26 protein-coding genes and 1 tRNA gene are annotated in these 24926 nt (G+C 68.4%); 14 read left to right on the top strand and 13 right to left on the bottom strand.

Annotated features, from left to right (window positions below):
- Positions 1–15: 15 nt before the first annotated feature.
- The 5 genes from paaA to ACFYQ5_RS00740 are packed head-to-tail and all read left to right on the top strand — an operon-like array spanning position 16 to position 3591.
- Positions 16–1041, top strand: coding sequence for a 1,2-phenylacetyl-CoA epoxidase subunit PaaA (gene paaA / locus ACFYQ5_RS00760; RefSeq protein WP_389191076.1), 1026 nt, complete (start codon positions 16–18; stop codon positions 1039–1041).
- Complete coding sequence (gene paaB, locus ACFYQ5_RS00755) at positions 1038–1328, top strand: 1,2-phenylacetyl-CoA epoxidase subunit PaaB (RefSeq protein WP_031090474.1); 291 nt, start codon at positions 1038–1040, stop codon at positions 1326–1328. Before paaA ends, paaB begins: the two co-directional genes overlap by 4 nt.
- Positions 1325–2026 (top strand): 1,2-phenylacetyl-CoA epoxidase subunit PaaC, encoded by a 702-nt coding sequence (gene paaC, locus ACFYQ5_RS00750; RefSeq protein ID WP_389191073.1) that lies wholly within the window; start codon positions 1325–1327, stop codon positions 2024–2026. Before paaB ends, paaC begins: the two co-directional genes overlap by 4 nt.
- A complete protein-coding gene (gene paaD, locus ACFYQ5_RS00745) occupies positions 2020–2529 on the top strand; it encodes a 1,2-phenylacetyl-CoA epoxidase subunit PaaD (protein ID WP_389191070.1) in 510 nt (169 codons plus the stop codon). The genes paaC and paaD overlap by 7 nt, the downstream gene beginning before the upstream one ends.
- Positions 2530–3591: a 2Fe-2S iron-sulfur cluster-binding protein gene (locus ACFYQ5_RS00740; RefSeq protein ID WP_389191067.1), complete on the top strand. Its 1062-nt coding sequence runs from the start codon at positions 2530–2532 to the stop codon at positions 3589–3591.
- 78 nt (positions 3592–3669) lie between these two features.
- Here the strand turns inward: ACFYQ5_RS00740 and ACFYQ5_RS00735 are convergent, their stop codons facing one another.
- The 4 genes from ACFYQ5_RS00735 to ACFYQ5_RS00720 all read right to left on the bottom strand — a co-directional run bounded on the left by ACFYQ5_RS00735 (position 3670) and on the right by ACFYQ5_RS00720 (position 7034).
- A complete protein-coding gene (locus ACFYQ5_RS00735) occupies positions 3670–4014 on the bottom strand; it encodes a rhodanese-like domain-containing protein (protein WP_389191064.1) in 345 nt (114 codons plus the stop codon).
- Between the two features lie 44 nt (positions 4015–4058).
- Complete coding sequence (locus ACFYQ5_RS00730; RefSeq protein ID WP_389191061.1) at positions 4059–4979, bottom strand: J domain-containing protein; 921 nt, start codon at positions 4977–4979, stop codon at positions 4059–4061.
- 58 nt (positions 4980–5037) lie between these two features.
- Positions 5038–6495 carry a DUF2252 domain-containing protein gene (locus ACFYQ5_RS00725; RefSeq protein WP_389191058.1) on the bottom strand — a complete coding sequence of 486 codons (1458 nt, stop codon included), beginning with the start codon at positions 6493–6495 and terminating at the stop codon, positions 5038–5040.
- A 194-nt stretch (positions 6496–6689) separates the two neighbouring features.
- Positions 6690–7034, bottom strand: coding sequence for a winged helix-turn-helix transcriptional regulator (locus tag ACFYQ5_RS00720; protein ID WP_389191055.1), 345 nt, complete (start codon positions 7032–7034; stop codon positions 6690–6692).
- A 167-nt stretch (positions 7035–7201) separates the two neighbouring features.
- Between ACFYQ5_RS00720 and ACFYQ5_RS00715 the strand changes: the two genes are divergently transcribed.
- Positions 7202–7813, top strand: a complete 612-nt coding sequence (locus ACFYQ5_RS00715) for an FMN-dependent NADH-azoreductase (protein ID WP_389191052.1) — start codon at positions 7202–7204, stop codon at positions 7811–7813.
- A gap of 182 nt (positions 7814–7995) precedes the next feature.
- Here the strand turns inward: ACFYQ5_RS00715 and ACFYQ5_RS00710 are convergent.
- A tRNA-Leu gene (locus ACFYQ5_RS00710) sits at positions 7996–8078 on the bottom strand.
- 319 nt (positions 8079–8397) lie between these two features.
- Between ACFYQ5_RS00710 and ACFYQ5_RS00705 the strand changes: the two genes are divergently transcribed.
- The 6 genes from ACFYQ5_RS00705 to pknB all read left to right on the top strand — a co-directional run bounded on the left by ACFYQ5_RS00705 (position 8398) and on the right by pknB (position 16453).
- Positions 8398–9255 carry an FhaA domain-containing protein gene (locus tag ACFYQ5_RS00705; protein WP_389191049.1) on the top strand — a complete coding sequence of 286 codons (858 nt, stop codon included), beginning with the start codon at positions 8398–8400 and terminating at the stop codon, positions 9253–9255.
- 10 nt (positions 9256–9265) lie between these two features.
- The gene (locus ACFYQ5_RS00700) at positions 9266–9781 is read left to right on the top strand and encodes an FHA domain-containing protein (protein ID WP_031090454.1); all 516 of its coding nucleotides are present in this window, start codon (positions 9266–9268) and stop codon (positions 9779–9781) included.
- A gap of 129 nt (positions 9782–9910) precedes the next feature.
- The gene (locus ACFYQ5_RS00695; protein ID WP_389191046.1) at positions 9911–11398 is read left to right on the top strand and encodes a Stp1/IreP family PP2C-type Ser/Thr phosphatase; all 1488 of its coding nucleotides are present in this window, start codon (positions 9911–9913) and stop codon (positions 11396–11398) included.
- A 21-nt stretch (positions 11399–11419) separates the two neighbouring features.
- Positions 11420–12820 (top strand): FtsW/RodA/SpoVE family cell cycle protein, encoded by a 1401-nt coding sequence (locus ACFYQ5_RS00690; protein ID WP_389191044.1) that lies wholly within the window; start codon positions 11420–11422, stop codon positions 12818–12820.
- Positions 12817–14271 (top strand): peptidoglycan D,D-transpeptidase FtsI family protein, encoded by a 1455-nt coding sequence (locus ACFYQ5_RS00685; RefSeq protein WP_389191041.1) that lies wholly within the window; start codon positions 12817–12819, stop codon positions 14269–14271. The genes ACFYQ5_RS00690 and ACFYQ5_RS00685 overlap by 4 nt, the downstream gene beginning before the upstream one ends.
- Before the next feature lie 172 nt (positions 14272–14443).
- Positions 14444–16453, top strand: coding sequence for a Stk1 family PASTA domain-containing Ser/Thr kinase (pknB, locus tag ACFYQ5_RS00680; protein ID WP_389191038.1), 2010 nt, complete (start codon positions 14444–14446; stop codon positions 16451–16453).
- Between the two features lie 80 nt (positions 16454–16533).
- Here the strand turns inward: pknB and ACFYQ5_RS00675 are convergent, their stop codons facing one another.
- The 5 genes from ACFYQ5_RS00675 to ACFYQ5_RS00655 form a co-directional block, all read right to left on the bottom strand.
- Positions 16534–17262, bottom strand: a complete 729-nt coding sequence (locus ACFYQ5_RS00675; protein ID WP_389191035.1) for a class E sortase — start codon at positions 17260–17262, stop codon at positions 16534–16536.
- Between the two features lie 25 nt (positions 17263–17287).
- On the bottom strand, positions 17288–18679 hold the full coding sequence (locus ACFYQ5_RS00670) for a class E sortase (RefSeq protein ID WP_389191033.1): 1392 nt from the start codon (positions 18677–18679) through the stop codon (positions 17288–17290).
- A complete protein-coding gene (locus ACFYQ5_RS00665; RefSeq protein WP_389191031.1) occupies positions 18676–19314 on the bottom strand; it encodes an aminodeoxychorismate/anthranilate synthase component II in 639 nt (212 codons plus the stop codon). The genes ACFYQ5_RS00670 and ACFYQ5_RS00665 overlap by 4 nt, the downstream gene beginning before the upstream one ends.
- The gene (locus tag ACFYQ5_RS00660; protein WP_389191028.1) at positions 19311–19499 is read right to left on the bottom strand and encodes a hypothetical protein; all 189 of its coding nucleotides are present in this window, start codon (positions 19497–19499) and stop codon (positions 19311–19313) included. The genes ACFYQ5_RS00665 and ACFYQ5_RS00660 overlap by 4 nt, the downstream gene beginning before the upstream one ends.
- A 134-nt stretch (positions 19500–19633) precedes the next feature.
- Positions 19634–20359 (bottom strand): DUF881 domain-containing protein, encoded by a 726-nt coding sequence (locus ACFYQ5_RS00655; RefSeq protein WP_389191025.1) that lies wholly within the window; start codon positions 20357–20359, stop codon positions 19634–19636.
- Between the two features lie 178 nt (positions 20360–20537).
- On the opposite strand from ACFYQ5_RS00655, the gene crgA reads away from it, so the two are divergent.
- Positions 20538–20792, top strand: a complete 255-nt coding sequence (gene crgA / locus ACFYQ5_RS00650) for a cell division protein CrgA (RefSeq protein WP_383567994.1) — start codon at positions 20538–20540, stop codon at positions 20790–20792.
- A 243-nt stretch (positions 20793–21035) separates the two neighbouring features.
- Here the strand turns inward: crgA and ACFYQ5_RS00645 are convergent, their stop codons facing one another.
- On the bottom strand, positions 21036–21950 hold the full coding sequence (locus tag ACFYQ5_RS00645) for a rhomboid family intramembrane serine protease (protein WP_389191021.1): 915 nt from the start codon (positions 21948–21950) through the stop codon (positions 21036–21038).
- A gap of 159 nt (positions 21951–22109) precedes the next feature.
- Positions 22110–22637: a peptidylprolyl isomerase gene (locus ACFYQ5_RS00640; RefSeq protein ID WP_389191018.1), complete on the bottom strand. Its 528-nt coding sequence runs from the start codon at positions 22635–22637 to the stop codon at positions 22110–22112.
- Between the two features lie 367 nt (positions 22638–23004).
- Between ACFYQ5_RS00640 and ACFYQ5_RS00635 the strand changes: the two genes are divergently transcribed.
- Positions 23005–23730: a DUF5324 family protein gene (locus ACFYQ5_RS00635; RefSeq protein ID WP_389191015.1), complete on the top strand. Its 726-nt coding sequence runs from the start codon at positions 23005–23007 to the stop codon at positions 23728–23730.
- Positions 23731–23977: 247 nt separating this feature from the next.
- Here the strand turns inward: ACFYQ5_RS00635 and bla are convergent, their stop codons facing one another.
- Positions 23978–24925: a class A beta-lactamase gene (bla, locus tag ACFYQ5_RS00630; RefSeq protein WP_389191012.1), complete on the bottom strand. Its 948-nt coding sequence runs from the start codon at positions 24923–24925 to the stop codon at positions 23978–23980.
- Position 24926: the final 1 nt, after the last annotated feature.

The following is a 24926-nucleotide window of genomic DNA, read 5'->3' as shown; positions in this document are numbered from 1 at the left end:
GGTAGGGAGCCCGGGATGGCGGCAGTGACTGCGGACCAGACGACGCAGGGGACAGGCACGGCGGAGGAAGCGGACGCGGAGCACCTGGCGGCGTTCGGCGCCACGGTGGCGGCGGACGACCGGATCGAGCCGCGGGACTGGATGCCCGAGGCCTACCGGGCCTCGCTGATCCGCCAGATGGCCCAGCACGCCCATTCCGAGATCATCGGCATGCAGCCCGAAGCCAACTGGATCTCTCGGGCACCCTCGCTCCGCCGTAAGGCCATCCTGATGGCAAAGGTGCAGGACGAGGCCGGGCACGGCCTCTATCTGTACAGCGCGGCGGAGACGCTGGGGACCAGCCGCGAGGAGCTGCTCGACAAACTGCACGCCGGCCGGCAGCGCTATTCCTCGATCTTCAACTACCCCACGCTGACCTGGGCGGACGTCGGTGCGATCGGCTGGCTGGTGGACGGTGCCGCGATCACCAACCAGGTACCGCTCTGCCGCTGCTCCTACGGCCCGTACGCGCGGGCGATGGTCCGGATCTGCAAGGAGGAGTCCTTCCACCAGCGCCAGGGCTACGAGCTGCTGCTCGCGCTCAGCCGCGGCACCGACGCCCAGCACGAGATGGCGCAGGACGCGGTGAACCGCTGGTGGTGGCCCTCCCTGATGATGTTCGGTCCGCCCGACGACTCCTCGGCGCACTCGGCACAGTCGATGGCCTGGAAGATCAAACGGCACTCCAACGACGAACTGCGCCGACGCTTCGTCGACATCTGTGTCCCGCAGGCACAGGCGCTGGGACTCGCCCTCCCCGACCCCGACATCCGGTGGAACGAGGAGCTCGGGCAGCACGACTACGGGGCGATCGACTGGACGGAGTTCCAGGAGGTCCTCAAGGGCAACGGCCCCTGCAACGAGCAACGGCTCACTCAGCGGCGTACGGCCCACGAAGAGGGCGCCTGGGTCCGCGACGCGGCGGCGGCATACGCAGACAAGCACGCGGCACGGCCCGGTACGACCGGAGCGTCCGCCGAGCCCGTGGAGGCGACCGCATGAGCAGCTCGACCGACTGGCCCTTGTGGGAGGTGTTCGTGCGCTCCCGACGGGGACTGTCCCACACCCACGCGGGCAGCCTGCACGCACCGGACGCCGAGATGGCCCTGCGCAACGCCCGCGATCTGTACACGCGCCGCTCGGAAGGCGTCTCCCTCTGGGTGGTTCCCTCGACGGAGATCACCGCCTCCTCGCCGGACGAGAAGGACTCGTTCTTCGAACCGGCCGGGGACAAGCCCTACCGCCACCCCACGTTCTACGAGATCCCGGAAGGGGTGAAGCACCTGTGACCGGGGCCCTCGCCCTCGGCGACGACGCGCTGGTGCTCTCGCACCGGCTGGGGGAGTGGGCAGGGCATGCCCCCGTGCTGGAGGAGGAGGTGGCTCTGGCCAATATCGCCCTGGACCTTCTGGGCCAGGCCAGGATGCTGCTCTCGTTCGTAGGGGACGAGGACCAGCTGGCCTACCTCCGTGAGGAGCGGGCCTTCCGCAACGTCCAGCTGGTGGAGCAGCCGAACGGCGACTTCGCCCACACCATCGCCCGCCAGCTCTACTTCTCCGTTCACCAGCACCTGTTGTACGAGGAGCTGGCGGCGGGCGAGGGCGAGTTCACGGATCTCGCGGCCAAGGCCGTCAAGGAAGTCGCCTACCACCGGGACCATGCGGAGCAGTGGGTCCTGCGCCTGGGTGACGGCACCGCGGAGAGCCATGAGCGCATGCAGCGCGCGCTGGACGCCCTGTGGCGGTTCACCGGCGAGCTGTTCGAACCCGTCGAGGGAGTCGACGTCGACTCGCGCGCCCTGCACGACCGCTGGCTGGACGCCGTCACCTCCGTGGTGGAGCAAGCCACGCTGACCCTCCCGTCGGGCCCCTCGTCCGGGGCCTGGGCTGCCGGCGCAGGCCGACAGGGACTGCACACGGAGCCGTTCGGGCGGATGCTGGCCGAGATGCAGCACCTGCACCGCAGTCACCCGGGGGCGTCATGGTGACCACCGAGACCCCGCTGGAAGCCGAGCTCCACCGGCTGGCGGGCTCCGTGCCCGATCCCGAGCTCCCGGTCCTCACTTTGGACGAGCTCGGTGTGCTCCGCGGTGTGAGGGTGGACGGTCCGGACAAGGTCACCGTGCGGCTCACCCCGACGTACACCGGCTGCCCGGCCATCGAGTCCATGTCCGCCGACATCGAGCGGGTGCTGCACGACCACGGCGTGGCAGAGGTGTCCGTGGTCACGGTCCTCGCCCCGGCCTGGTCGACGGACGACATCAGCGACGAAGGTCGCCGCAAGCTCGCGGAGTTCGGCATAGCGCCGCCACGTCCAGGGAGCGGACCGGGCGGGCCGGGCGGGCCGGTGCCGCTGACGCTCTCAGTGCGCTGTCCGCACTGCGGCTCCACGGACACGGAGCTGCTGAGCCGGTTCTCCTCCACGGCGTGCAAGGCGCTGCGCCGTTGTGTGACCTGCCGCGAACCGTTCGACCACTTCAAGGAGTTGTAGATGTTCCATCTGCTCCGGGTCAGCGCGATCGAACGGATCACGGACGACGCGGTGGCCGTCACCTTCGCCGTGCCGTCCGAACTGCGCCAGACCTTCCGCCACACTCCCGGTCAGCACCTGAATGTGCGCTACCGCGTCGGCGGCGAGGAGATCCGACGGTCGTACTCGATCTGCGCACCCGCCACGAAACAGCCAGGCTCTCCGTTGCTGCGGGTGGGCATCCGCATGGTCGACGGGGGCGCGTTCTCGACGTACGCCCTCAAGGAGCTGGCCGTCGGGGACCAGGTGGAGGCGATGGCTCCGATGGGCCGTTTCGTTCTCGACCCGCGTCCGGGCCGCTTCGCCGCGATCGTCGGCGGCAGTGGCATCACACCGGTGCTGTCGATGGCGTCGACACTGCTGGCACGGGAACCCCTGGCGCGCTTCTGTCTGATCCGCAGCGACCGGACGGCTGCGTCGACGATGTTCCTCGACGAGGTGGCGGACCTCAAGGACCGTTATCCGGACCGCTTCCAGCTGGTGACCGCCCTGTCCCGGGAGGAACAGGCTGCCGGGCTGCCCTCGGGCCGGCTGGATCGCGAGCGGCTCTCCGTGCTGCTGCCCGCGCTGCTGCCGGTGCACGACGTGGACGGTTGGTTCCTGTGCGGGCCGCTCGGCCTGGTCCGGGGGGCGGAAGGGGCCCTGCGCGCACTCGGCGCCGACCGTTCACGCATCCACCAGGAGATCTTCCACGTCGCCGACGAGGGGACGGCGCTGCCGGCGGCCACCCGAGCAGCAACGCCGTCGGAAAGCAGGCTCACGGCGACGCTCGACGGGCGTTCGGGCAGTTGGCCGGTCCAGGACGGCGAGTCCCTGCTGGACACGATGCTGCGAAGCCGTTCGGACGCTCCGTATGCCTGCAAGGGGGGAGTATGCGGGACCTGCCGGGCCTTCCTGGTCTCGGGCGAAGTGCGGATGGACCGCAATTTCGCGCTGGAGCCGGAGGAGACCGGAGCCGGCTTCGTACTGGCCTGCCAGTCCCACCCCGTCACCCAGGAAGTCGAGCTCGACTTCGACCGCTGACGGCCTCGCACGCCCTGCGCACGGACCCCCTCATGCCCTGCGCGCGGGCACCTGCCGGTGCCCGCCCGTCCAGGGCGGTCAGAGGACGAAAGCCGAGCTCCCGCTCTCCGTGACCATCGGGCGCTCGGCGCCGTCCCAGGCCAGCATGCCGCCGTCGATGTTCACGGCGTCGATGCCCTGCTGCACCAGGTACTGCGTGACCTGGGCGGACCGGCCTCCGACACGGCACATCACATGCACGCGACGGCCGTCGTCGACCGCTTCGGTCAGCTCGCCGAAGCGGCCCACGAAGTCACTCATGGGAATGTGCAGCGCGCCCTCGACATGCCCGGCCGCCCACTCGTCGTCCTCCCGCACGTCCAGCACGAAACCGTCGGACGGCACCGCCGCGACGTCCACCGAGGGCAGCGGAGCGAAATTCATGGATATGCCTTCTCTCGTACGTACGCGCCAGGTCATCCGAAACGCTACTGCACCAGCCCTGCCAGCTCGTCCTCACGCTGAGAAACATCGGCCAGAAGCTTTTCGCCGATGTCGTCGAGCAGCCGGTCGGGGTCGTCCGGCGCCATCCGCAGCATCGAGCCGATCGCGCTCTCCTCCAGCTCCTTGGCCAGAACCGTCAGCAGCTCCTTACGACGGCTGAGCCAGTCCAGCCGCGCGTAGAGCTCTTCGCTCTCACTCAGCTGCAGCTCCGGCGCCACAGGCCCCGCGGCCCACTCGGCGGCCAGCTCCTTCAGCAAGGCCACGTCGCCGCGTCCGTAGGCCGCGTTGACACGAGCGATGAATTCGTCCCGCCGTGTCCGTTCGTCCTCGTCCGGCGCCAGATCCGGGTGGGCTTGACGGGCGAGCTCCCGGTAGAGCTTGCGCGCCTCCTCGCCCGGCCTGACCCGCTTCGGCGGCCGAACGGGCTGCTCGGTGAGCATGGCCGAGGCTTCGGGCGAGAGCCCGTCCGAATCCATCCAGTCGTGGAAGAGCTCGTCGACGCCAGGCATCGGCATGACGATCGCCCGTGCCTCCTGGGCCTTGCGCAGATCCTCCGGATCGCCGGTCTTCGCGGCCCGCGCCTCCGCGATCTGCGCATCGAGCTCGTCAAGACGTGCGTACATCGGGCCGAGCTTCTGGTGGTGCAGCCGGGAGAAGTTCTCCACCTCGACCCGGAAGGTCTCCACCGCGATCTCGAACTCGATCAGGGCCTGCTCGGCAACCCGTACAGCCTTGGCGAGACGCTCCTCGGGCCGAGGAGCACCGCTTTCACCCGCCGCCGCGTCCCCGGCGGCGGAACCCGCCTGCGACGCATCGTGCGCGTGCTGCGGCTCGTCCTGCCGGTCCTGGTTCTGCCGGTCTTCGTCGTTCCGGGTGGTCGGCACCCCGGCGGCTTCGTGGGTCACCCGTCCAGCGTATGGCCACGGCCCGTGCCGCGAAGACACGCGGTGGCCGTAGAACCGCTCAGACGCCGAGCTCGGCGGCTATCCGCCCGGCTCGGACGGCCCGGACGAGCTCGGCGTGATCCGCCTCCGTCCGGTCCGCGTACGTCACCGCGAAATCGGCCACCGCCGCGTCCAGCTCGGCGTTCTTCCCGCAGTAACCCGCGAGCAGCCGGGGATCGGCGCTGTGCGCATGGGCCCGGGCCAGCAGCGCCCCGGTCATCCGCCCGTAGTCGTCCACCTGGTCCGCCGCGAGCGCTGCCGGATCCACACTGCCCTTGCGGTTCCTGAACTGGCGTACCTGGTACGACCTGCCGTCGACCTCGGCCCAGCCGAGCAAGATGTCGCTGACCACCTGCATCCGCTTCTGTCCGAGCACCACCCGCCGTCCCTCGTGCACCCCGTCCGGCACCTCAAAGCCGACCTGCGGGAGATAGGGGGAGAGCGCGGAGGGACGGGCCTCCTTCACCTGCAGGACCAGTGGCTCGCCACGGTGGTCGAGCAGGAGCACCACGTAGGACCGGGTCCCCACGCTCCCCGTGCCGACCACGCGGAACGCCACATCGTGGATCGCATAGCGGGCCAGCAGCGGAACCCTGTCCTCCGAGATCGTCCCGAGGTAGCCCTCGAGCCCCGCCGCGACGGCCGCCGCCTCCGCGTCGGGCACCCGGCGCAGCACGGGCTGTGCGTCGACGAAACGGCGACCGCCGTCCTCACATTCCTCCGTGGACCTGGCGGCGAAGCGGGCACTCGTGTTGTTGCGCGCCTTGGCGGAGACCCGCTCCAGTGTGCCGAGAAGATCCCGCGCGTCGGTGTGCGAGACGAGCTCCTCGTCCGCGATGGCGTTCCAGGCGTCGAGTGCGGACAGGCCGGCCAGCAAGCGCATCGTGCGCCGGTAGGCACCCACCGTGTCGTACGCGCCCTGCCGGCAGGTGACCTCGTCCGCACCCGCCTCCCGGCCCGCGAGCACCAGCGAGGTGGCGAGCCGCTTGAGGTCCCACTCCCACGGACCGAACGCGGTCTCGTCGAAGTCGTTGAGATCCATGACCAGGTTCCCGCGCGCATCGCCGTACAGACCGAAGTTGGCCGCGTGCGCGTCACCGCAGAGCTGGGCACCCACCCCGGTGACCGGGGTGCCCACCAGGTCATGTGCCATCAATCCGGCTGAGCCGCGCAGAAACGCGAACGGCGTTGCCGCCATCCGTCCTACCCGTATCGGTGTCAGGCCAGGCACCCGCCCACGGTTCGACTGCTCGACCGCCTGAATCGCGTCCGGCCTCCCGGCGGGCAGGGCCAGAGAACTGTGCGCGGACCGGGGTACCTCGAGCCTCAGCGCCTTACCGGCCGCCTTCGGGGACGTCGCCCCGGGCCCGGAAGGCCGCACCCCGCCGGCCACCCGTCGCGCGAAGCCGCGAACGAACGGAATGCGTCCTTCCCCTGCCGCCCGCTGTACCGGCACCGTCGCCTCGACCTCGCCCATGGAGCGCCGCCTCCCCCGCCCTCGTCCAGCCGTTCCGTCCGACCGACCAACATCAACTGCGGATGACGGTACAGCCGTCCCGTGACAACCGTCTGCCCCTGTGGACAACTCGGGAGCCGACCTGCCGGCACCCTCGGAATCGGACGGTCTCGCGCAGCTCGCGGCGTATGCGCTGCGCTACGGACCGACAGCGGTCAGCAGCCTCCTGGCCCCTCCAGATAGGCATCCGCCCACTGCCCCAGCTCCTTCAGCGCGGGCTCCATGGCCGCGCCGGCCTCCGTCAACCGGTACGCGACCCGCAGCGGGGGCCCTTCATCGACCTCGCGCGCCACGAGTCCGGCCACGCCCAGCTCGGACAGCCGGTCCGAGAGCATCCGCTCACTGATACCCGGAATCGCCCGCCGCAGATCCGCGAAGTGCACCGGCTGCCGCATCAGCACCGAGACGATCGGGCCCGTCCAGCGCTTCCCGAACAGCTCGAAGACGCGAGTGATGCTCGCATCCACCTGCCGACAGGCCTGTTCGCTGTGATCCGCCATGCCCCCAGAGTACTGCGCCACAGTACGAGGCTTATGAAAAGTAAGGGACTATGTTATTAATAGGTACGCACTGAAAACAAGTCGCGCTCACTGGACCCACGGCTGGCACCCGCGAGCCCACATCGTCCACACCGAGCCGCTCACCCGAACTTTCACGGAGAATCCCCATGGCTACGCTCCTGCACCTCGACTCCGCCGTCTTCCCTCAGGGCTCCACGTCCCGTGAGGTCACCGCCGCCTTCGCCACGGCATGGCGCGAGCAGCACCCCGACGGAGAGGTCATATACCGCGATCTCGCCGCAAACCCCTTGCCTCACCTGGACGCCCCGGCCGTAGCCGCCGGCGCCGAGGACACGTTGCGCGGGGAGCTGGCCGCCGAGCTGGCTGCCGCGGACGCCGTTCTCATCGGCGCGCCGATGTACAACTTCTCGATCCCGTCCACCCTGAAGGCATGGCTGGACCAAGTGATCATCGTCGGCCACAACGCGGGCCCGGGCAGCCCCGTCACCGGCACGCCCGTCACCGTCGTGGCCAGCCGCGGCGGTTCGTACGCCCCCGGGACCCCGCGCGAGGACTTCGAGTTCGTCCAGAACTACCTGGAGAAGGTGCTGACGGGCATGCTGGGGGCCGAGGTCGATTTCATCGTCCCGGAGTTGACGCTGGCCCACTCCAAGCCCGAGATGGCCGAGCTCATCCCTCTCGCCGACGCATCCCGCACCCAGGCGTTCACCGACGCAGCAGAGAAGGCCAAGGCCCTGGCAGCACGTCTCGCCGCCTGAGCGACCCCTCACAGACGGGCCGCACAAAGCACCTCTACGGCGTGGATCCGACGTTTCACGTGAAACGGCACGCGCGTCTTGGGCCACAGAAAGATCCACACAACGAAGAACCCCCGCACCGGATCTCTCCGGTGCGGGGGTTCTGTCGAACCAACCCGGCAATCGCCAGCGACTGCCCGTTGTGCGCGAGGGGGGATTTGAACCCCCACGTCCCTAAGGACACTGGCACCTGAAGCCAGCGCGTCTGCCGTTCCGCCACTCGCGCATGAGTGGTGTTTTCAGACTCTCTCACCGTGTGTGTGGTGCGAGCGCCTGGCGACATTCGGAAGATTAGCACGCTGGACAGGGTGGAATCACATCCGTTGTTTCGCCGGACCCACCAGGGGAACCGGGAACGCGGAAAGCCCGGCCCCACTCCTCCTGAGTGCACCCGGAGTGCGGGACACTGTCAGGAGGCCACCTCTACGATCCGTGTGAGAGGTGACACTCATCCACTGTGCAGACAAGGGGAACCAGCCGATTTCCCGACGCGTGGATACGATCAGCAAGCAGTACAGGGATGACGACACCGGAGGAGGTGCCCCATGGGAGTCATGAAGCGTTTCGAGCAGCGTCTCGAAGGTCTGGTCAATGGCACCTTCGCCAAGGTCTTCAAGTCCGAGGTGCAGCCGGTCGAGATCGCGGGAGCCCTCCAGCGTGAGTGCGACAACAACGCATCCATCTGGAACCGTGAGCGGACCGTTGTGCCCAACGACTTCATCGTCGAGCTCAGCACCCCGGACTACGAGCGGCTCAGCCCGTACTCCGGCCAGCTCGGCGACGAGCTGTCCGGCCTCGTACGTGACTACGCCAAGCAGCAGCGATACACCTTCATGGGGCCGATCAAGGTCCACCTGGAGAAGGCGGACGACCTCGACACGGGTCTCTACCGCGTACGCAGCCGGACCCTGGCGTCGAGTTCGTCACAGCAGGGCCAGCAGAGCCCCGCTCCTCATGCCCAGCCGAACCGTCCCGACGCCCCTCAGGGGCAGGGCGGTTACGGCTACCCGCCGGCTTCCGCCCCGCCCATGCCCGCGGCCCCGCCGCCGGGTGCGGGGCGCTCCGGGGGCCCTTCCAGCGACTGGCGCCCGCCCGCCGCGTCCGGTGCTGTTCCGGACGCCCAGGTACGGCGCTGGATCGAGATCAACGGCACCCGCCATCAGATCTCCCGCCCGACGTTGGTGATGGGACGAAGCACCGAAGCCGACGTGCGGATCGACGACCCCGGCGTATCGCGCCGGCACTGTGAGATCCGGACCGGAACGCCCTCGACGATCCAGGATCTCGGGTCCACCAACGGCATCGTGGTGGACGGGCAGCACACCACCCGCGCTACGCTCCGCGACGGCTCGCGGATCGTCGTGGGCAGCACCACCATCGTTTACCGGCAAGCCGAAGGGTGAAGCGGGGGCAATGTCAGAGCTGACCCTGACGGTCATGCGGCTAGGTTTCCTAGCTGTTCTGTGGCTATTCGTAATCGTGGCCGTCCAGGTCATTCGCAGCGACCTGTTCGGTACGCGCGTCACGCAGCGCGGCTCACGCCGCACTGCCGGTGACGCCCGCCCGCAGCAGGGGCGCCAACAGCAAGCAGCGCCGCCTCAGCAGCGCCAGCAGTCCGGGCGCCAGCGCCGCGGGGCACCCACCAAGCTGGTCGTCTCCGAAGGCACTCTCACCGGCACCACCGTCGCGCTCCAGGGCCAGACCATCACCCTGGGCCGGGCGCATGATTCAACGATCGTGCTGGATGACGACTACGCGTCCAGCAGGCATGCCAGGATCTACCCGGACCGTGACGGCCAGTGGATCGTCGAGGATCTCGGGTCCACCAACGGCACGTATCTCGACCGGACCCGGCTCACCACCCCGACACCTGTTCCGCTGGGCGCGCCGATCCGCATCGGCAAGACCGTCATCGAGCTGCGGAAGTAGTACGACAATGAGCGAGCGGAGCGAGCGAGCCGCCGCGGTCCTGACGACGGACCCGGCCCGGCTCCCGACCGGAGGGTGGGCAGTGTGGCTCGAGACCGGCTGTACCCCGAACCGACGGGCGAGGTGCGCATGAGCTTGTCCCTGCGCTTCGCCGCCGGATCGCACAAGGGCATGATCAGGGAAGGCAACGAGGACTCCGGCTATGCCGGCCCCCGCCTTCTCGCCATCGCCGACGGCATGGGCGGCCAGGCGGCCGGAGAGGTCGCCAGCTCCGAGGTGATCTCCACGCTCGTGCAGCTCGACGACGACGTCCCGGGCTCCGACATCCTCACCTCGCTCGGTACCGCGGTCCAGCGGGCCAACGACCAGCTGCGCGTCATGGTCGAGGAGGACCCCCAGCTTGAGGGCATGGGCACCACGCTCACGGCCCTGCTCTGGACCGGTCAGCGTCTCGGCCTCGTCCACGTCGGCGACTCGCGCGCCTACCTCCTGCGTGACGGCGTCCTGACGCAGATCACCCAGGACCACACCTGGGTGCAGCGCCTCGTCGACGAGGGACGGATCACCGAGGAGGAGGCCACCACCCACCCGCAGCGCTCCCTGCTGATGCGGGCGCTGGGCAGCGGCGACCACGTGGAGCCCGATCTCTCCGTCCGGGAGGTCCGCGCCGGTGACCGCTACCTGATCTGCTCGGACGGACTCTCCGGCGTCGTCTCCCACCAGACGATGGAAGAGACCCTGGCCAGCTACCAGGGCCCTCAGGAGACCATCCAGGACCTGATCCAGCTCGCCCTGCGCGGCGGTGGTCCCGACAACATCACCTGCATCGTCGCCGACGTCCTGGACGTCGACAGCAACGACACCCTGGCCGGGCAGCTCAACGACACCCCGGTCATCGTCGGCGCAGTCGCCGAGAACCAGGCCGCCCAGGCGAACGACGGCCGGGCCATGGAGACACCGGCGGGACGCGCGGCCGGCCTCGGCCGCCCCGTGCCGCCGCCGGCCGGAGGCTTCGGCCCGCCCGGCAGCGGCGACGACATGGGCTACGGCTCCGGACCGGACGGCGCCTTCAACGCGTACGCCGACGACGACTTCGTCAAGCCCCGCAGCCGCCACAGGTGGCTGAAGAGCTCGTTCTACGTCGTACTCGCGCTGGCCGTCATCGGCGGTGGCGTCTACGGCGGGTACCGCTGGACCCAGACGCAGTTCTACGTGGGCGCGAAGGACGACAACGTCGCGCTGTTCCGCGGAATCAGCCAGGACCTCGCCTGGGTGTCCCTCTCGAAGGTCGAAGAGGACACCAAGATCGAACTGAAGTACCTCCCGCCCTACTGGCGCAAGAAGGTCGAGGAGACCATCTCCCAGGGCAACCTCACCGACGCCCGCAAGAAGATCAGCGAGCTCGAAGCACAGGCCTCCGCCTGCGAGAAGGACGCGCAGCGCCGCGCTGCCGAGGCGGACAGCAATGCCGCCAAGGACAAGAGCGAGACCGGCAACGCCTCCGACAGCACGTCAGCCACGTCTCCCGCCAAGGGGACCAAGACCGCGACTCCCACTCCCGGCCCCAGCCTCTCGGAGGAAGAGAAGAAGCTGGCCCTGCAGTGCGGTAAGCAGTAAGCCGTAGGGGGCCTTCAGCACATGAGCGTTGTCACCAACACCACCACCATCGGCGCGATCGACGCGCCGAGCCGCCGTAACACCGAGCTGGCGCTGGTCGCCTTCGCCGTTCTGATCTCGGTGTTCGCGTACGCCAACGTGGGCCTCGCCCTCAACGGCGAACTGCCCGCCGGCATGCTCGGGTACGGGCTCGGCCTCGCTCTGCTCGGCGGAATAGCTCATCTCGCCGTCCGCAGATTCGCCCCGTACGCGGACCCGCTGCTGCTGCCGCTGGCGACGCTGCTGAACGGGCTGGGTCTGGCGTTCATCTGGCGCCTGGACCAGTCGGAACGCTTCCAGGCACTCAAGACGTTCGCTCCCGCGGCCTCCAAGCAGCTGATCTTCTCCGCCGTCGGCGTGGCCCTGATGGTCGGCGTCCTCGTCGCACTCAAGGACCACCGCATCCTGCAGCGCTACACCTACATCTCCATGGTCGTAGCGCTGATCCTGCTGATCCTGCCGATGTTCTTCCCCGCCGTGAACGGCGCCAAGATCTGGATCAACATCCCGGGCGTCGGCACGATCCAGCCGGGAGAGTTCGCCAAGATCGTCATCGCGGTGTTCTTCGCCGGCTACCTCATGGTCAAGCGAGACGCACTGGCCCTGGCCAGCCGCCGCTTCATGGGCCTCTACCTCCCGCGCGGCCGTGACCTCGGGCCGATCCTCATGGTCTGGGCGTTCTCGATCCTCATCCTGGTCTTCGAGACGGACCTGGGTTCCTCGCTGCTGTTCTTCGGCATGTTCGTCGTCATGCTGTACGTCGCCACCGAGCGCACCAGCTGGATCGTCTTCGGTCTGCTGATGTCCGGGGCCGGCGCCGTCGGTGTCGCCTCGTTCGAACCACACGTGCAGGACCGCGTCACCGCCTGGCTCGACCCGTTCGCGGGCTGGGGCACGATCCCCGCCAGCGAGCAGATGGCCAAGTCCCTGATGGCCTTCGGGTCCGGCGGGACCCTCGGCACCGGCCTCGGTCAGGGAAATTCCGACCTGATCGGCTTCGCCGCCAACTCCGACTTCATCCTCGCCACCGTCGGGGAGGAGCTCGGCCTCGCCGGAATGATGGGGGTCCTGCTCGTCTACGGCCTGATCGTCGAGCGCGGTGTCCGTACGGCACTCGCCGCCCGCGACCCGTTCGGCAAACTCCTGGCGATCGGCCTCTCCGGCTCCTTCGCCATCCAGGTCTTCGTCGTCGCCGGCGGCGTGATGGGGCTCATCCCGCTGACCGGTATGACCATGCCGTTCCTCGCGCAGGGTGGTTCGTCCGTCATCGCCAACTGGGCCCTCATCGGCATCCTGATCAGGATCAGCGACACGGCCCGGCGTCCCGCTCCGGCCCCCGCACCGTCATCGGACGCCGAGATGACCCAGGTGGTCCGACCGTGAACAAGCCGCTCCGCAGAATCGCCATGTTCTGCGGCATCCTCGTCCTCGCCCTGCTGGTCCGCACCAACTACCTCCAGTACGTCCGTGCCGACGAGCTCAACGGGAACGAGCACAACCGCCGCGTCCAGATCGAGCGCTACGCCCACGAGCGCGGCAACATCATCGTCGACGGCGAACCCGTCACCGGCTCGGTCGAGACCACGGACAGCGACTTCACGTACAAGCGCGTCTGGAAGAACGGTCCCATGTGGGCCCCCGTGACGGGCTACTCCTCGCAGGCCTTCGACTCCTCGCAGCTGGAGAGCATCGAGGACGGCATCCTCACCGGTAACAGCGACGACCTGTTCTTCGACCGGACCCTTTCGATGTTCACCGGTGAGAAGAAGAGCGGCGGGAACATCGTCACCACCCTCAACGGTGCCGCGCAGAAGGCCGCCTTCAAGGGGCTGGGCGACAAGAAGGGCGCCGTGGCCGCGCTCGACCCGCAGACCGGCGCCGTCCTGGCGCTGGCCAGCACGCCCTCGTACGACCCCTCGGTCTTCGCCGGCAACTCGATGAAGGACTCCGACGCCCGGCAGAAGCTCCTGGCCGACAAGGACAAGCCGATGCTGAACCGGGCCCTGCGGGAGACCTACCCGCCCGGCTCGACGTTCAAGGTCGTCACGGCCGCAGCGGCGCTGGAGAACGGCCTCTACTCCGACATCGACGCGAAGACGGACTCCCCGCTGCCCTGGCGCCTCCCGCAGTCCACCAACCTGCTGCAGAACGAGGGCAACATCCCCTGCAAGGACGCCTCGCTCCGGGAAGCCCTGCGCTGGTCCTGCAACACCGTCTTCGGCAAGATGAGCGACGACCTCGGCAACGAGAAGATGATCGAACAGGCCGACAAGTTCGGCTTCGACGAAGAGGTCTTCACTCCGGTCCGGGCCGACGCCAGCGTCTACCCGAAGGACAACCCGCCGCAGAACGCCATGGCGGGCATCGGCCAGGCGTCCAACCGTGCCACTCCGCTCCAGATGGCCATGGTGGCGTCCGCGATCGCCAACGACGGCAAGCTCATGCAGCCGTACATGGTCGCCCAACGTCAGGCCCCCAACCTGGACGTCATCTACACGCACGAGAAGGAGCAGCTCAGCCAGCCGCTCTCGGCGGAGAACGCCCAGAAGGTGCAGCAGATGATGGAGACCGTGGTCGAGGACGGCACGGGAACCAACGCGCAGATCGACGGCGTCACTGTCGGTGGCAAGACCGGTACCGCGCAGCACGGCCTCAACAACAGCGAGAAGCCGTACGCCTGGTTCATCTCGTACGCCAAGACCGACAGCGGCTCCCCGGTCGCTGTGGCCGTGGTGGTCGAGGACGGCAACGCCAACCGGGACGACATCTCCGGTGGCGGTCTGGCCGCACCTATCGCCAAGAGCGTGATGAAGGCGGTACTCGACGGAAAGTAGTGACACCCGTCACAACTTCTGTCCACACCAGCACATTGGGATACCGGTCGGATATCAGCTGACGGGTGCGGGCCGACCACGCCGGTAGTGCCCGGTAGCGTATGCCCGGAACAGCGCACCGCCGGACCACACACGGGTGCGGTCGGGACTGACGGAGAGGGCTGGATCAGTTATGGAAGAGCCGCGTCGCCTCGGCGGCCGGTACGAGCTGGGCTCGGTGCTCGGCCGTGGTGGCATGGCCGAGGTCTACCTCGCGCACGACACCCGGCTCGGCCGCACCGTCGCTGTGAAGACGCTCCGGGCCGACCTCGCCCGCGACCCGTCCTTCCAGGCACGGTTCCGCCGTGAGGCCCAGTCGGCCGCCTCGCTCAACCACCCCGCGATCGTTGCCGTCTACGACACCGGCGAGGACTACGTCGACAGCGTCTCCATCCCGTACATCGTGATGGAGTACGTCGACGGGTCGACGCTCAGAGAGCTCCTGCACTCCGGTCGCAAGCTGCTGCCTGAGCGGACCCTCGAAATGACGGTCGGGATCCTGCAGGCACTGGAGTACTCGCACCGGGCCCAGATCGTCCACCGCGACATCAAACCGGCGAACGTCATGCTGACGCGTACCGGCCAGGTCAAGGTCATGGACTTCGGTATCGCCCGTGCCATGGGCGACTCCGGCATGACGATGACCCAGACCGCCGCGGTCATCGGCACCGCCCAGTACCTCTCCCCGGAGCAGGCCAAGGGCGAGCAGGTCGACGCACGCTCCGACCTGTACTCCACGGGCTGCCTGCTCTACGAGCTGCTCGCGGTCCGGCCCCCATTCGTCGGTGACTCACCCGTCGCGGTGGCGTACCAGCACGTACGCGAGGAGCCGCAGCCTCCGAGCAACTTCGACCCCGAGATCACGCCCGAGATGGACGCCATCGTCCTGAAGGCGCTGACCAAGGACCCGGACTACCGCTACCAGTCGGCCGACGAGATGCGCGCCGACATCGAGGCCTGCCTCGACGGCCAGCCGGTCGCGGCAACGGCGGCCATGGGCGCGGCGGGCTACGGCGGGTACGACGCCTACGGCAACGACCAGCCCACCACCGCTCTGCGGGCGGCGGACCCGGGCGGGGCCCCGACCTCCATGCTGCCCCCGATCAATCCGGACGACGGCGGGTACGACGACCGGCCGGGCCGCCGGCGCCAGAAGAAGAGCAACACCTCGACGATCCTCCTGGTCGTCGCAGGCATCCTGGTGCTCATCGGCGCGATCCTGATCGGCCGTTACGTCTTCAGCTCCACCGACAACGGCGGCGGCAAGGTCGACGTACCGAACATGATCGGCTCGACAGTCCCAGAGGCGCAGAGACTCGCGGACAACGCCGAGGTCACTCTCGAGGTCGAATCCAAAGAACCTTGCGAGAACCAGGAGAAGGACAAGATCTGCAGCCAGACCCCGTCCGCGGAGGGGGACGCCCAGATGAATGCGGGCGACATCGTGAAGGTCGTCGTCTCCACCGGTGCCCCCAAGGTCGAGGTGCCGGACGTCCTGGAGAAGTCCGAGGACAGCGCCCGCAAGAAGCTGGAGGACGAGGGCTTCACGGTGAAGGTCACCGCGGTGGAGTCCGACGCGCCCCCGGGCACCGTCACCGAGCAGGACCCCGAGGGCGGCACGAAGGTCGAGAAGGAAACCGAGGTCACGATCACGGTGGCCAAGGAGGCCCTGCTCGATCTGCCGGTCCTCAACCGGACCTACGCAGAAGCGGAATCCCAGCTTCGGGGCATCGGCTTCACCAACATCGTCCGGCAGGACGTCGACTCGGAAGAGCCGAAGGACATGGTCGTCGGCCAGACCCCGGAAGGGCCGAGCAAGCAGGCCAAGGACGCCCAGATCGTCCTGAAGGTCTCCAAGGGCCCGGCAGAGACAGAGCCCGAGCAGGTCACGATCCCGGGTGACATCGTCGGCAAGCGGTACCAGGAGGCGAAGGCCATGCTCGAAGGCCTGGGTCTCGTGGTCGCACTCGCGCCCAACTCGTCCGACAAGCCGAACGCCCTGGTGATGAACGCCGACCCCGGTGCCAACACCCAGGTCCCCAAGGGCCAGACCGTCACCCTCACCACCCTCGGTGGCGGTGGCGGAGGCGGAGGCGGGGACGGCAACATCTTCGGCGGCCCGTCCGGCGGCTCGGCGGACTGACCCGCCCGGCACCGTAGGACAGACACAGGGCCCCGGTCACCTCAACGGTGACCGGGGCCCTCTGGCCGTCGTCCGTGGCGCTACCGCAGCTCCGCCGGCTTCGTGCGGTCCCTGTCCACCTTCTCCGTCCGTACCAGCTCGCCCCACACGATGTAGCGGTACTTCGACGTGTAGACGGGGGTGCACGTGGTCAGCGTGATGTAGCGGCCCGCCTTCTTCACGCCCGACTCCTTGGGCACCGGGGCGATCGCGTCGACGTTGAACTTCGACGTCTCCGGCAGCTCCGCGTAGACCTTGTAGATGTACCAGGTGTCCTTGGTCTCGAAGACGACCGCGTCGCCCGTCTTCACCTTGTCGATGTTGTGGAACTTGGCGCCGTGCCCGTCCCGGTGCGCGGCGAGCGTGAAGTTGCCCTGCGTGTCCGAGGGCAGGGCCGACTTCACGGGGTCCGTGTAGTAGCCGGCGATGCCGTTGTTGAGCGTCTCGGTGTCGGTGCCCTTCTTGACCAGCACCTCGCCGTTCTTCATGGCGGGAACGTGCAGGAAGCCGATGCCGTCCCTGGTGTCCAGGGCCCCCGGGCCGCCCGCCCAGCGGTCGCGGACGGTGTTGCCCTGCTTGTCGGCCTCACGGTCGGCGAGCACATTGGTCCACCACAGCGAGTAGACGACGAACAGACCCAGCACCAGCCCGGCGGTGATCAGCAGTTCACCGAAGAGGCTCACCGCCGTCGCGACGGGATGGCGGCTCCGGCGCCGTACCGGGGTCACCGGCTCGTCGGTGCGCTCTTCGTGCTCGGTCCTCGCTGCCACCGCACCGTCCCTGTCGTGATGATGTTCAGCCGACGAGCGCGTCGGGCTTCCCCTTGCTGCGCGGTCGTTCGTCGACCATTTTGCCCCACACGATCATTCGGTACGTACTCGTGAATTCCGGGGTGCACGTCGTCAGCGTGATGTACCGGCCCGGACCGGCGAATCCGGAACCCGCGGGAACTTCGTCGATCACGGCCACATTGGACGGTGACGTCTGCGGAAGGATGCTGGCCATCTCGTACGTGTAGTAGGCGTCCTGCGTCTCGATCACGATCGGATCGCCCGGTTTCAGCCTGTTGATGTAGCGGAAGGGCTCACCGTGGGTGTTGCGGTGACCCGCCACCGCGAAGTTCCCCTGCTGCGCCGAAGGCATCGCGGTCTTCAGCTCGCCCTCGGCGTAGTGACCGATCATGCCGCGGTCGAGAACCTTCTCCTTGTTGATCCCCTCCGCGATCGGCGCGACCACGTCCAGCTTGGGGATGTGCATGATGGCGAATCCCTGACCAGGTTCGAAGGCACCCGGGCTGCGCTCGCCGTTCGCCCAGTCGTCCTGGATCTTGTTCGTCTCCCGGCCGGCGATCTGGTCGGCGCGGATGTTGGTCCACCACAACTGGTAGGTGACGAACAGGAGCATCAGCACGCCGAACGTGATGAACACTTCGCCGGCGACCCTGCTGGCCACGACAGCGGGGCTGTCCTTGGCCGCACGGGCCGCGCGACGGGCCTCCAGCCGTGACATCGGGGCCGCGGGCTCCGACGCCTCGGACTCCGCGCCACGCCCCGGTTCACTCCGCCGTCTGCCACGCCCCTTGGCCGCCCGCCGGCGCTCGGCCCGGCCGCCTGTCGGCGGGGGTTCGGGGGCGGGCCCCGAGTCCCCGGATCCGGCCGGCCGCGACACGCTGCGCGTATCGGCGGTCCGCAGGGCGACGGTCTCGTCGCTCAGCACCGGAGGGACGTCGGTGAGGGGTTGACCGGCGCCCGGGTCAGGCGCGGTCGACGCAGGGGCCGGGGCAGAGGCCGGCGCAGGGGCAGAGGAAGGCACTCCGGGCGCGGGTATCACCGCCGCGGTCCGTCCGTCGCCCTGGCCAGGGGCCGCTCCCTGGCCCTGGTGCCCGTACCAGTCCCTCTGGTACCCCTCCGGGTCGTACCACTCGCTTGGGGGCTCCGTCGGCCCCTGAACCGCCGTCTGAGGCATCTGCTGGGCCCCGCCGCCGGCCTGATCGGTCTCCGCCCTGAACCAGGGCGAGGTGTGCTGCCCCGGCAGCGGATCGTTCAGCGGATCCACCACCTGCCCCGGCAGCGGATCGTTCAGCGGATCCGCCAGCTGCTCCACCGCCGCCTCGAACGTGCCGTCGGGCTCGTACGCTCCCTGCGCGTACGGGCCTTCCTGCCCGGCGGGGGGGCGGAGTGAGGTCACGCGGCGGCCTTGCCCACCACCGGAGCGAGCCCCGCCGATCTCTCGACGGCGCCCGCGTCACCGCACTGCTCCAGCCAGTTGGCGAGCATCAGGTGACCGTGCTCCGTGAGCACCGATTCGGGGTGGAACTGCACCCCCTCCACCGCGTGTTCGCGGTGGCGCAGGCCCATGATGATGCCGTCGGCGGTGCGCGCGGTGACCTCGAGCTCGGGCGGAACCGTCGCCGGCTCGGCGGCGAGGGAGTGGTAACGCGTCGCCGTGAACGGGGACGGCAGACCGGCGAACACGCCCTTGCCCTCGTGCAGTACGGGGGAGGTCTTGCCGTGCAGCAGCTCCGGCGCCCGGTCCACCACACCGCCGTACGCGACGGCCATCGACTGCATCCCCAGGCAGACGCCGAAGACCGGGACCCCACTCCGCGCGCAGTGGTGCACCATCTCGATGCAGACGCCCGCCTGCTCGGGTGTGCCGGGTCCGGGCGACAGCAGGACCCCGTCGAAGCCGTCGTCGGCGTGTGCCGTGGTCACCTCGTCGTTGCGCACCACTTCGCACTCGGCACCGAGTTGGTAGAGGTACTGGACGAGGTTGAAGACGAAGCTGTCGTAGTTGTCGACGACGAGAATGCGTGCGCTCACTGACCGGCCCCCGCTCCGCTGGTGTCTTCGCCGTCCAACGTCGCATCACCGAACGGAAGCAGCGGCTCCGCCCAGGGGAAGACGTACTGGAAGAGCGTGTAGACAACGGCCAGGACCAGCACGAGCGAGATGAAGCCCCGTACCCATGCGTTGCCCGGCAGGTGCCGCCAGATCCAGCCGTACATGCTGTTGCCTCCATTCGGTACGGCACCAGACTAAACGGCCGGGGCGCAGACGGGGGCCGCCTGTGGAAAGCCGCCTGCCCGGCTCCGTCGCAGCCCTGCACGTACCGCAGGGGAGCCTGTGCGCCCAGGGCGCCCTAGTTCGCCGGCTGTGCGTAATGGAGGTCGACGGTGCCCGAATAGCCGGGAAGCGTCAGCTTGTCATCCTCTTCGACCTTCCATCCCAGCCCGTACGCCTTGACGTACAGCTGGTAGTTCTGGATCGCCGTGGAGTCGTTGAGCGCCTGCCTCAGCTTCCCCCGGTCGCCGACGGCGGTGACCTTGTAGGGAGGTGAGTAGACCCGTCCCTGCAGAATCAGCGTGTTGCCGACGCAGCGCACCGCGCTGGTCGAGATCAGCCGCTGGTCCATGACCTGGATCCCACGGGCCCCGCCTTCCCAGAGGGCGTTGACGACGGCCTGCAGATCCTGCTGGTGGATGACCAGGTCGTTGGGCTGCGGCTCCGGGTATCCGGGGTTGGCGGTGGCGTTCGGCGGGGCGTCGTTCAGCGTGACGGCGAGCGCCTCACCGGTGACTTCCGTGGTGCCCGCGCCCTTCTCCAGCGCCTCGAGTTCGGCGTCCTCGGCGCGGGTGCTCCCGTCGTCGCGCCGGGCGAGGGTGTCGATGTCCGCGCGCACGGAAGCGGTCGATTCGTCCAGCTCCGCGTTCTTCTCGCTCCGCTGCTGAATGAGATCGGAGAGCTTCAGCAGGGAGGAGTCGGTACGGATGTCGGTCCCCTTGGCCGTGTTCGCACTGGTGACGAAGATCAGCCCGGCCAGTGCGAAAACGGCAGTGGTGAGGCCCTGGACCGGCCATCGGGACATGCGCCGGGCCGGGCCTCGAGGAGATTCGGCAGAATTGCTCAACGTACCCTTATCTCCTTAGGCGCCACGGAAGCACTACGCTAACGGACGCCCCGGGGAGGCAGCATTCCCCCTTGCGCCCCGGCGCCAGCCACAGATCCCTGCGCGGTCACGCAGCGCATCGACAGGAGAGTCCCTCGTGCCGAAGTCACGTATCCGCAAGAAGGCAGACTTCACGCCTCCGCCGGCGAAGCAGGCGACGAGCATAAAGCTGACCAACCGCAGTTGGGTGGCGCCGGTGATGCTGGCGCTCTTCCTCATCGGTCTGGCCTGGATCGTGGTCTTCTACGTCACCGAGGGCGACCTGCCGATCGACGCTCTCGGCAACTGGAACATCGTCGTGGGCTTCGGCTTCATCGCCGGTGGCTTCGGCGTCTCCACGCAGTGGAAGTAGCTCTGCCCTGAAGTTACCCACAGAGTTATCCACAGGCGGGGGAAAAGGTCAGACGATCTGTGGATAACCTCCCTCCGAGTTGACGCCGGTGTGACTACACGCTTACGCATCGCGGGCAGGTGTGCCCCTTGTCCTGACTGGTAGAACCCAGTTCAGCGACAAGGGGCACACCTGTTCCACACGTCGTGCACAAGATCCGGCACGCTCTGTGGACAACCGCAACCCCGGAGTAGGGGATTCCGCTCAGGTGAGCACTGCTGTCCTGACGAGGACGGCCGCCACGACCACCACGAGGACCAGTGCACAGGCGCCGTACTGCACAAGATTCCGGCGCTCGCGCGGCGCGTGGACCATGGCTACGGCGATCAGCGCCCCGGCGACGAGGCCACCGACATGCGCCTGCCAGGCGATCGCACCCCATGGGTTGAAGGTGAAGATCAAGTTCACCACGAGGAGCGCGATCACCGGCCGCATGTCGTAGTTCATCCGGCGCATCAGCACAGCCGTGGCGCCCAGCAGACCGAAGACGGCCCCCGAAGCGCCGAGCGAGCCTTGTGCGGGGTCGGCGATCCAATAGGTGAGCGCGCTGCCCGCGAGCCCTGAGAGCAGATAGAGCGCGAGATAGCGGCCACGCCCCAAGGCGGCCTCCAACGGACCGCCGAGCCACCACAGCCCCAGCATGTTGAAGGCGATGTGCCAGACCTCCTGGTGCAGGAACATGGACGTGACCAGCCGGTACCACTGGCCCTCGGCCACTCCTTCGATTCCGGCCGCCGGATCGCCCGAATAGGCACGGCCGAACAACAGCAGATCATCGACCAGCGGGTACCCGGACTGTCTGGCGATCAGGACCGCGGCGAAGACAGCGAGATTGATACCCAGCAGGATCTTGGTGATCAGCCTCGGATCGTCCGCGACGGTGCCGCCCGCCAGGGTCCGAGGGCGGGCCGCCGCAGCGTGATGACCCGTACCGGACCCCTCACGGACGCACTCCGGGCATTGGAAGCCCACCGAGGCCTCGACCATGCAGTCCGTACAGATCGGCCGCTCGCACCGCACACAGCGGATCCCCGTCTCCCTGCCCGGATGCCGGTAACACGTGGGGGGACCGCCCGCAGCCGCGGCCCCGTCCTGGTCCTTCGGCGGCTGCTGCTCCATCGGTCACGGCCCCTTCGGTCCTCGTCCGTGGAGGCGGCACACATGCGGCCGCCCCGCTCGCCCGTTATGTAACAGTACGGACGAGCAGGGCGGTTGGTTCCCCGCGCCGGGGCTGCGGCCTGTCGGGTCAGCGGCCCGCAGACCGGCCGCTCCGCCCGGTCAGCGGGTCTCGATGACGACCGACTCGATCACCACGTCCTGGAGCGGACGGTCGGTGCGCGGGTTGGTCGGAACCGCTGCGATGGCATCCACGACCCTCTCGCCCGCCTCGTCGGCGACCTCGCCGAAGATCGTGTGCTTGCCGGTCAGCCAAGCGGTGGGCGACACCGTCACGAAGAACTGTGAACCGTTGGTGCCCGGGCCGGCGTTGGCCATCGCCAGCAGATACGGCTTGTTGAACGCGAGGTCGGGGTGGAACTCGTCGCCGAACTCGTACCCGGGGCCGCCCGTGCCGTTGCCCAGCGGGTCACCACCCTGGATCATGAAACCGCTGATGACGCGGTGGAAGACAGTGCCGTCGTACAGCTTGCCGGTGGACTTCGCGCCGGTCTCCGGGTTGGTCCACTCACGCTCGCCGGTGGCGAGCTCGACGAAGTTCTTGACCGTCTTGGGCGCGTGGTTCGGCAGAAGCCGGATCGCGATGTCGCCCTGGCTGGTCTTCAAAGTGGCGTAAAGCTGCTCGGCCACGGTCTGCCTTCCGTAAGTCTCCGCTGATGACCACCAGTCTCCGCTGATGACGACCGATCCTCGCACGGAGCGCCCCTCCCCATCCCGGCCATCGCCTCGGGGCGCGCAGCGCTCACCTTGTTGCCCGCTTTCCTGCACCTTTCCCACACTTCCTGTGAGATCGGCGCGCCCACGTACACGACGACACGGAGCGCCCCGACACGAACCATGGCATCGTCGTCGACACGCTCCCCTTGCACCGCATTGTCAGAGAATGACGTTTATGACCCGGATGCCCGTCCCGCATGGCGCTCAAGGCCTCAGCGGGCATGATTTCGAATTGGGTGGATAGGCGGATTACCTACCCGCCACCAAGGAGGAGGATCCCGTGACCCGCATCGACAGCGTGCGCGCCGCAACCTACTCGGCGAAGGACAGCGCGCAGCACGCCGCGGAAGTGGTGGCGCCTTACGCCGACACGGCCAAGGAACAGGCCGCGCACTACGCACAGGAGGCTCGCGCACGGCTCGCACCCAAGGTGTCGAAGGCAGCCGCGCAGGCCCGCGTCCAGTACGGCGCGCATCTCGCACCACGTATCGAACAGGCACTGACCCATGTGCCTCCCAAGGTCGACGAGGCCGCTCACAAAGCCGCCACCCGGACGCGCAGCGCCGCCCGCACCGCCGCGGACTACACCGTGCCGCGTGTCGAGCACGCGGTGGCGGCGAGTCGGCCCATGGCCGAAGAGGCCACCGCCCGCAGCACGGCCGCGCTGGCCGCACTCCGTGGCCAGGTGACGGCCAAGGAGATCCAGAAGCTCGTGAGGAAGCACGAGCGGCGAGCCAAGGCAGGACGGGCGGCCAAGGGAATTATCGTGCTGGGCATCCTGGCCGGCGGAGCATTCGCGGCCTGGAAGTGGTGGGACAAGCAGGCCAACCCGGACTGGCTGGTGGAGCCGCCCGCCCCCACCGAGGTGGGCGACGCGCGTGCTCCGCTGACGTCGGTCGACGGTAGCGGCCGGACCGTGGTCGACCCGGAGGTCCGGGCCGCGCAGGACGACGCCGAAGGCGAATCGGACCAGGCGGACGGCAGCGGCCACGACGGCCGCCCCTGAGGAGTCCACCGCCGGCCCGGCCCGTCCGGGACGGACGCCTGGGAGGGGCACTGGAAGACCTCACGGTCTTCCGGTGCCCCTTCGCCGTTTCACGTGAAACAGAGACGGATCGTTAACAGAGACGGATCGTTAACAGAGGCGGATCGTGAAACCAAGGCGGAGTGCTCTTCGGTTTCACGTGAAACCGAAGAGCACGCGGACCGCACGGCATAGCAGCCGCATGAGCGCGCGGTTCATACAGACAAGCTCAGACCAATGCGCCGAAGGAGACTTCTGCGGCATGGGCGAGAAGCGCGTCATCCCGTTCGGCGTCCTTGATGTCGCGGCGGGAGAGGACGGCGAGGGCAATGGGAGCAGCACCGGGCGGCCAGACGATGGCGATGTCATTGCGGGTGCCGTAGCCGCCCGTGCCGGTCTTGTCTCCGACCTGCCAGCCGTCGGGGGTACCGGCGCGGATGGTGTGGTCCCCGGTGGTGTTGCGCTTGAGCCAGTCGGTCAGCACGGCGCGCTTGTCCGCGGGAAGCGTGGTGCCGAGGACGTATGCGCGCAGGTCGTCGACGAGAGCGCGGGGCGTGCTGGTGTCCCGGAGGTCGCCAGGCACCGCATCACTGAGTGCGACCTCATAGCGGTCGCAGCGGGTGACGTTGTCACCGAGCCCACGCAGGGCGTCCTGCAACCCCCGAGGGCCTCCTAGTTCCCGGAACAGGAGGTTGGCAGCGGCGTTGTCGCTGTAACGGACCGCGGCATCGCACAGCTCACGCACACTCATTCCGGTGGCGACGTGCCGCTCGGTGATCGGCGAGTTACTGATGAGGTCGTCACGGCTGTAACGCACGAGCCGGTCGAGCCGACGGAGCGAGTTCTTGTCCAGTACAGCACCGGCAAGCAGTGCCTTGCAGGTGGAGGCATAGGCGAAACGTTCGTCGGGCCGGTGGGTGACGGTCCGGCCGCTGCCGGTGTCGAGCGCGTAGACGCCCAGTCTGGCGTCGTACTTCTGCTCCAGCTCGGCGAACGCGCGCTCGATACGGGCCTCGGCGGACCTGGCGGCGGAGGGCGTCGAGGTGGGAGACGTGGAAGCGGATGGTGGTGGACCGGATGAAGCCGGGGAGGCGGTGCACCCGGGAAGCGTCAGGGTCGCGATCCCCGCCAGCGTGGTGAATGCGGCACGGCGGGAGACAGGGGTTCGGGGGCTCATG

This window comes from Streptomyces sp. NPDC005794, from assembly GCF_042871445.1.
Lineage (GTDB): Bacteria > Actinomycetota > Actinomycetes > Streptomycetales > Streptomycetaceae > Streptomyces.
This window is presented reverse-complemented; position numbering and strand designations above follow the sequence as displayed.

Excerpts from the sequence above, each read along its gene's own strand:
- paaA (WP_389191076.1), top strand. The coding sequence starts at position 16 with ATGGCGGCAGTGACTGCGGACCAGACGACGCAGGGGACAGGCACGGCG.
- paaB (WP_031090474.1), top strand. The coding sequence starts at position 1,038 with ATGAGCAGCTCGACCGACTGGCCCTTGTGGGAGGTGTTCGTGCGCTCC.
- paaD (WP_389191070.1), top strand. The coding sequence starts at position 2,020 with ATGGTGACCACCGAGACCCCGCTGGAAGCCGAGCTCCACCGGCTGGCG.
- ACFYQ5_RS00740 (WP_389191067.1), top strand. The coding sequence starts at position 2,530 with ATGTTCCATCTGCTCCGGGTCAGCGCGATCGAACGGATCACGGACGAC.
- ACFYQ5_RS00735 (WP_389191064.1), bottom strand. The coding sequence starts at position 4,014 with ATGAATTTCGCTCCGCTGCCCTCGGTGGACGTCGCGGCGGTGCCGTCC.
- ACFYQ5_RS00725 (WP_389191058.1), bottom strand. The coding sequence starts at position 6,495 with ATGGGCGAGGTCGAGGCGACGGTGCCGGTACAGCGGGCGGCAGGGGAA.
- ACFYQ5_RS00720 (WP_389191055.1), bottom strand. The coding sequence starts at position 7,034 with ATGGCGGATCACAGCGAACAGGCCTGTCGGCAGGTGGATGCGAGCATC.
- ACFYQ5_RS00715 (WP_389191052.1), top strand. The coding sequence starts at position 7,202 with ATGGCTACGCTCCTGCACCTCGACTCCGCCGTCTTCCCTCAGGGCTCC.
- ACFYQ5_RS00705 (WP_389191049.1), top strand. The coding sequence starts at position 8,398 with ATGGGAGTCATGAAGCGTTTCGAGCAGCGTCTCGAAGGTCTGGTCAAT.
- ACFYQ5_RS00700 (WP_031090454.1), top strand. The coding sequence starts at position 9,266 with ATGTCAGAGCTGACCCTGACGGTCATGCGGCTAGGTTTCCTAGCTGTT.
- ACFYQ5_RS00695 (WP_389191046.1), top strand. The coding sequence starts at position 9,911 with ATGAGCTTGTCCCTGCGCTTCGCCGCCGGATCGCACAAGGGCATGATC.
- ACFYQ5_RS00690 (WP_389191044.1), top strand. The coding sequence starts at position 11,420 with ATGAGCGTTGTCACCAACACCACCACCATCGGCGCGATCGACGCGCCG.
- pknB (WP_389191038.1), top strand. The coding sequence starts at position 14,444 with ATGGAAGAGCCGCGTCGCCTCGGCGGCCGGTACGAGCTGGGCTCGGTG.
- ACFYQ5_RS00660 (WP_389191028.1), bottom strand. The coding sequence starts at position 19,499 with ATGTACGGCTGGATCTGGCGGCACCTGCCGGGCAACGCATGGGTACGG.
- ACFYQ5_RS00655 (WP_389191025.1), bottom strand. The coding sequence starts at position 20,359 with ATGTCCCGATGGCCGGTCCAGGGCCTCACCACTGCCGTTTTCGCACTG.
- ACFYQ5_RS00645 (WP_389191021.1), bottom strand. The coding sequence starts at position 21,950 with ATGGAGCAGCAGCCGCCGAAGGACCAGGACGGGGCCGCGGCTGCGGGC.
- bla (WP_389191012.1), bottom strand. The coding sequence starts at position 24,925 with ATGAGCCCCCGAACCCCTGTCTCCCGCCGTGCCGCATTCACCACGCTG.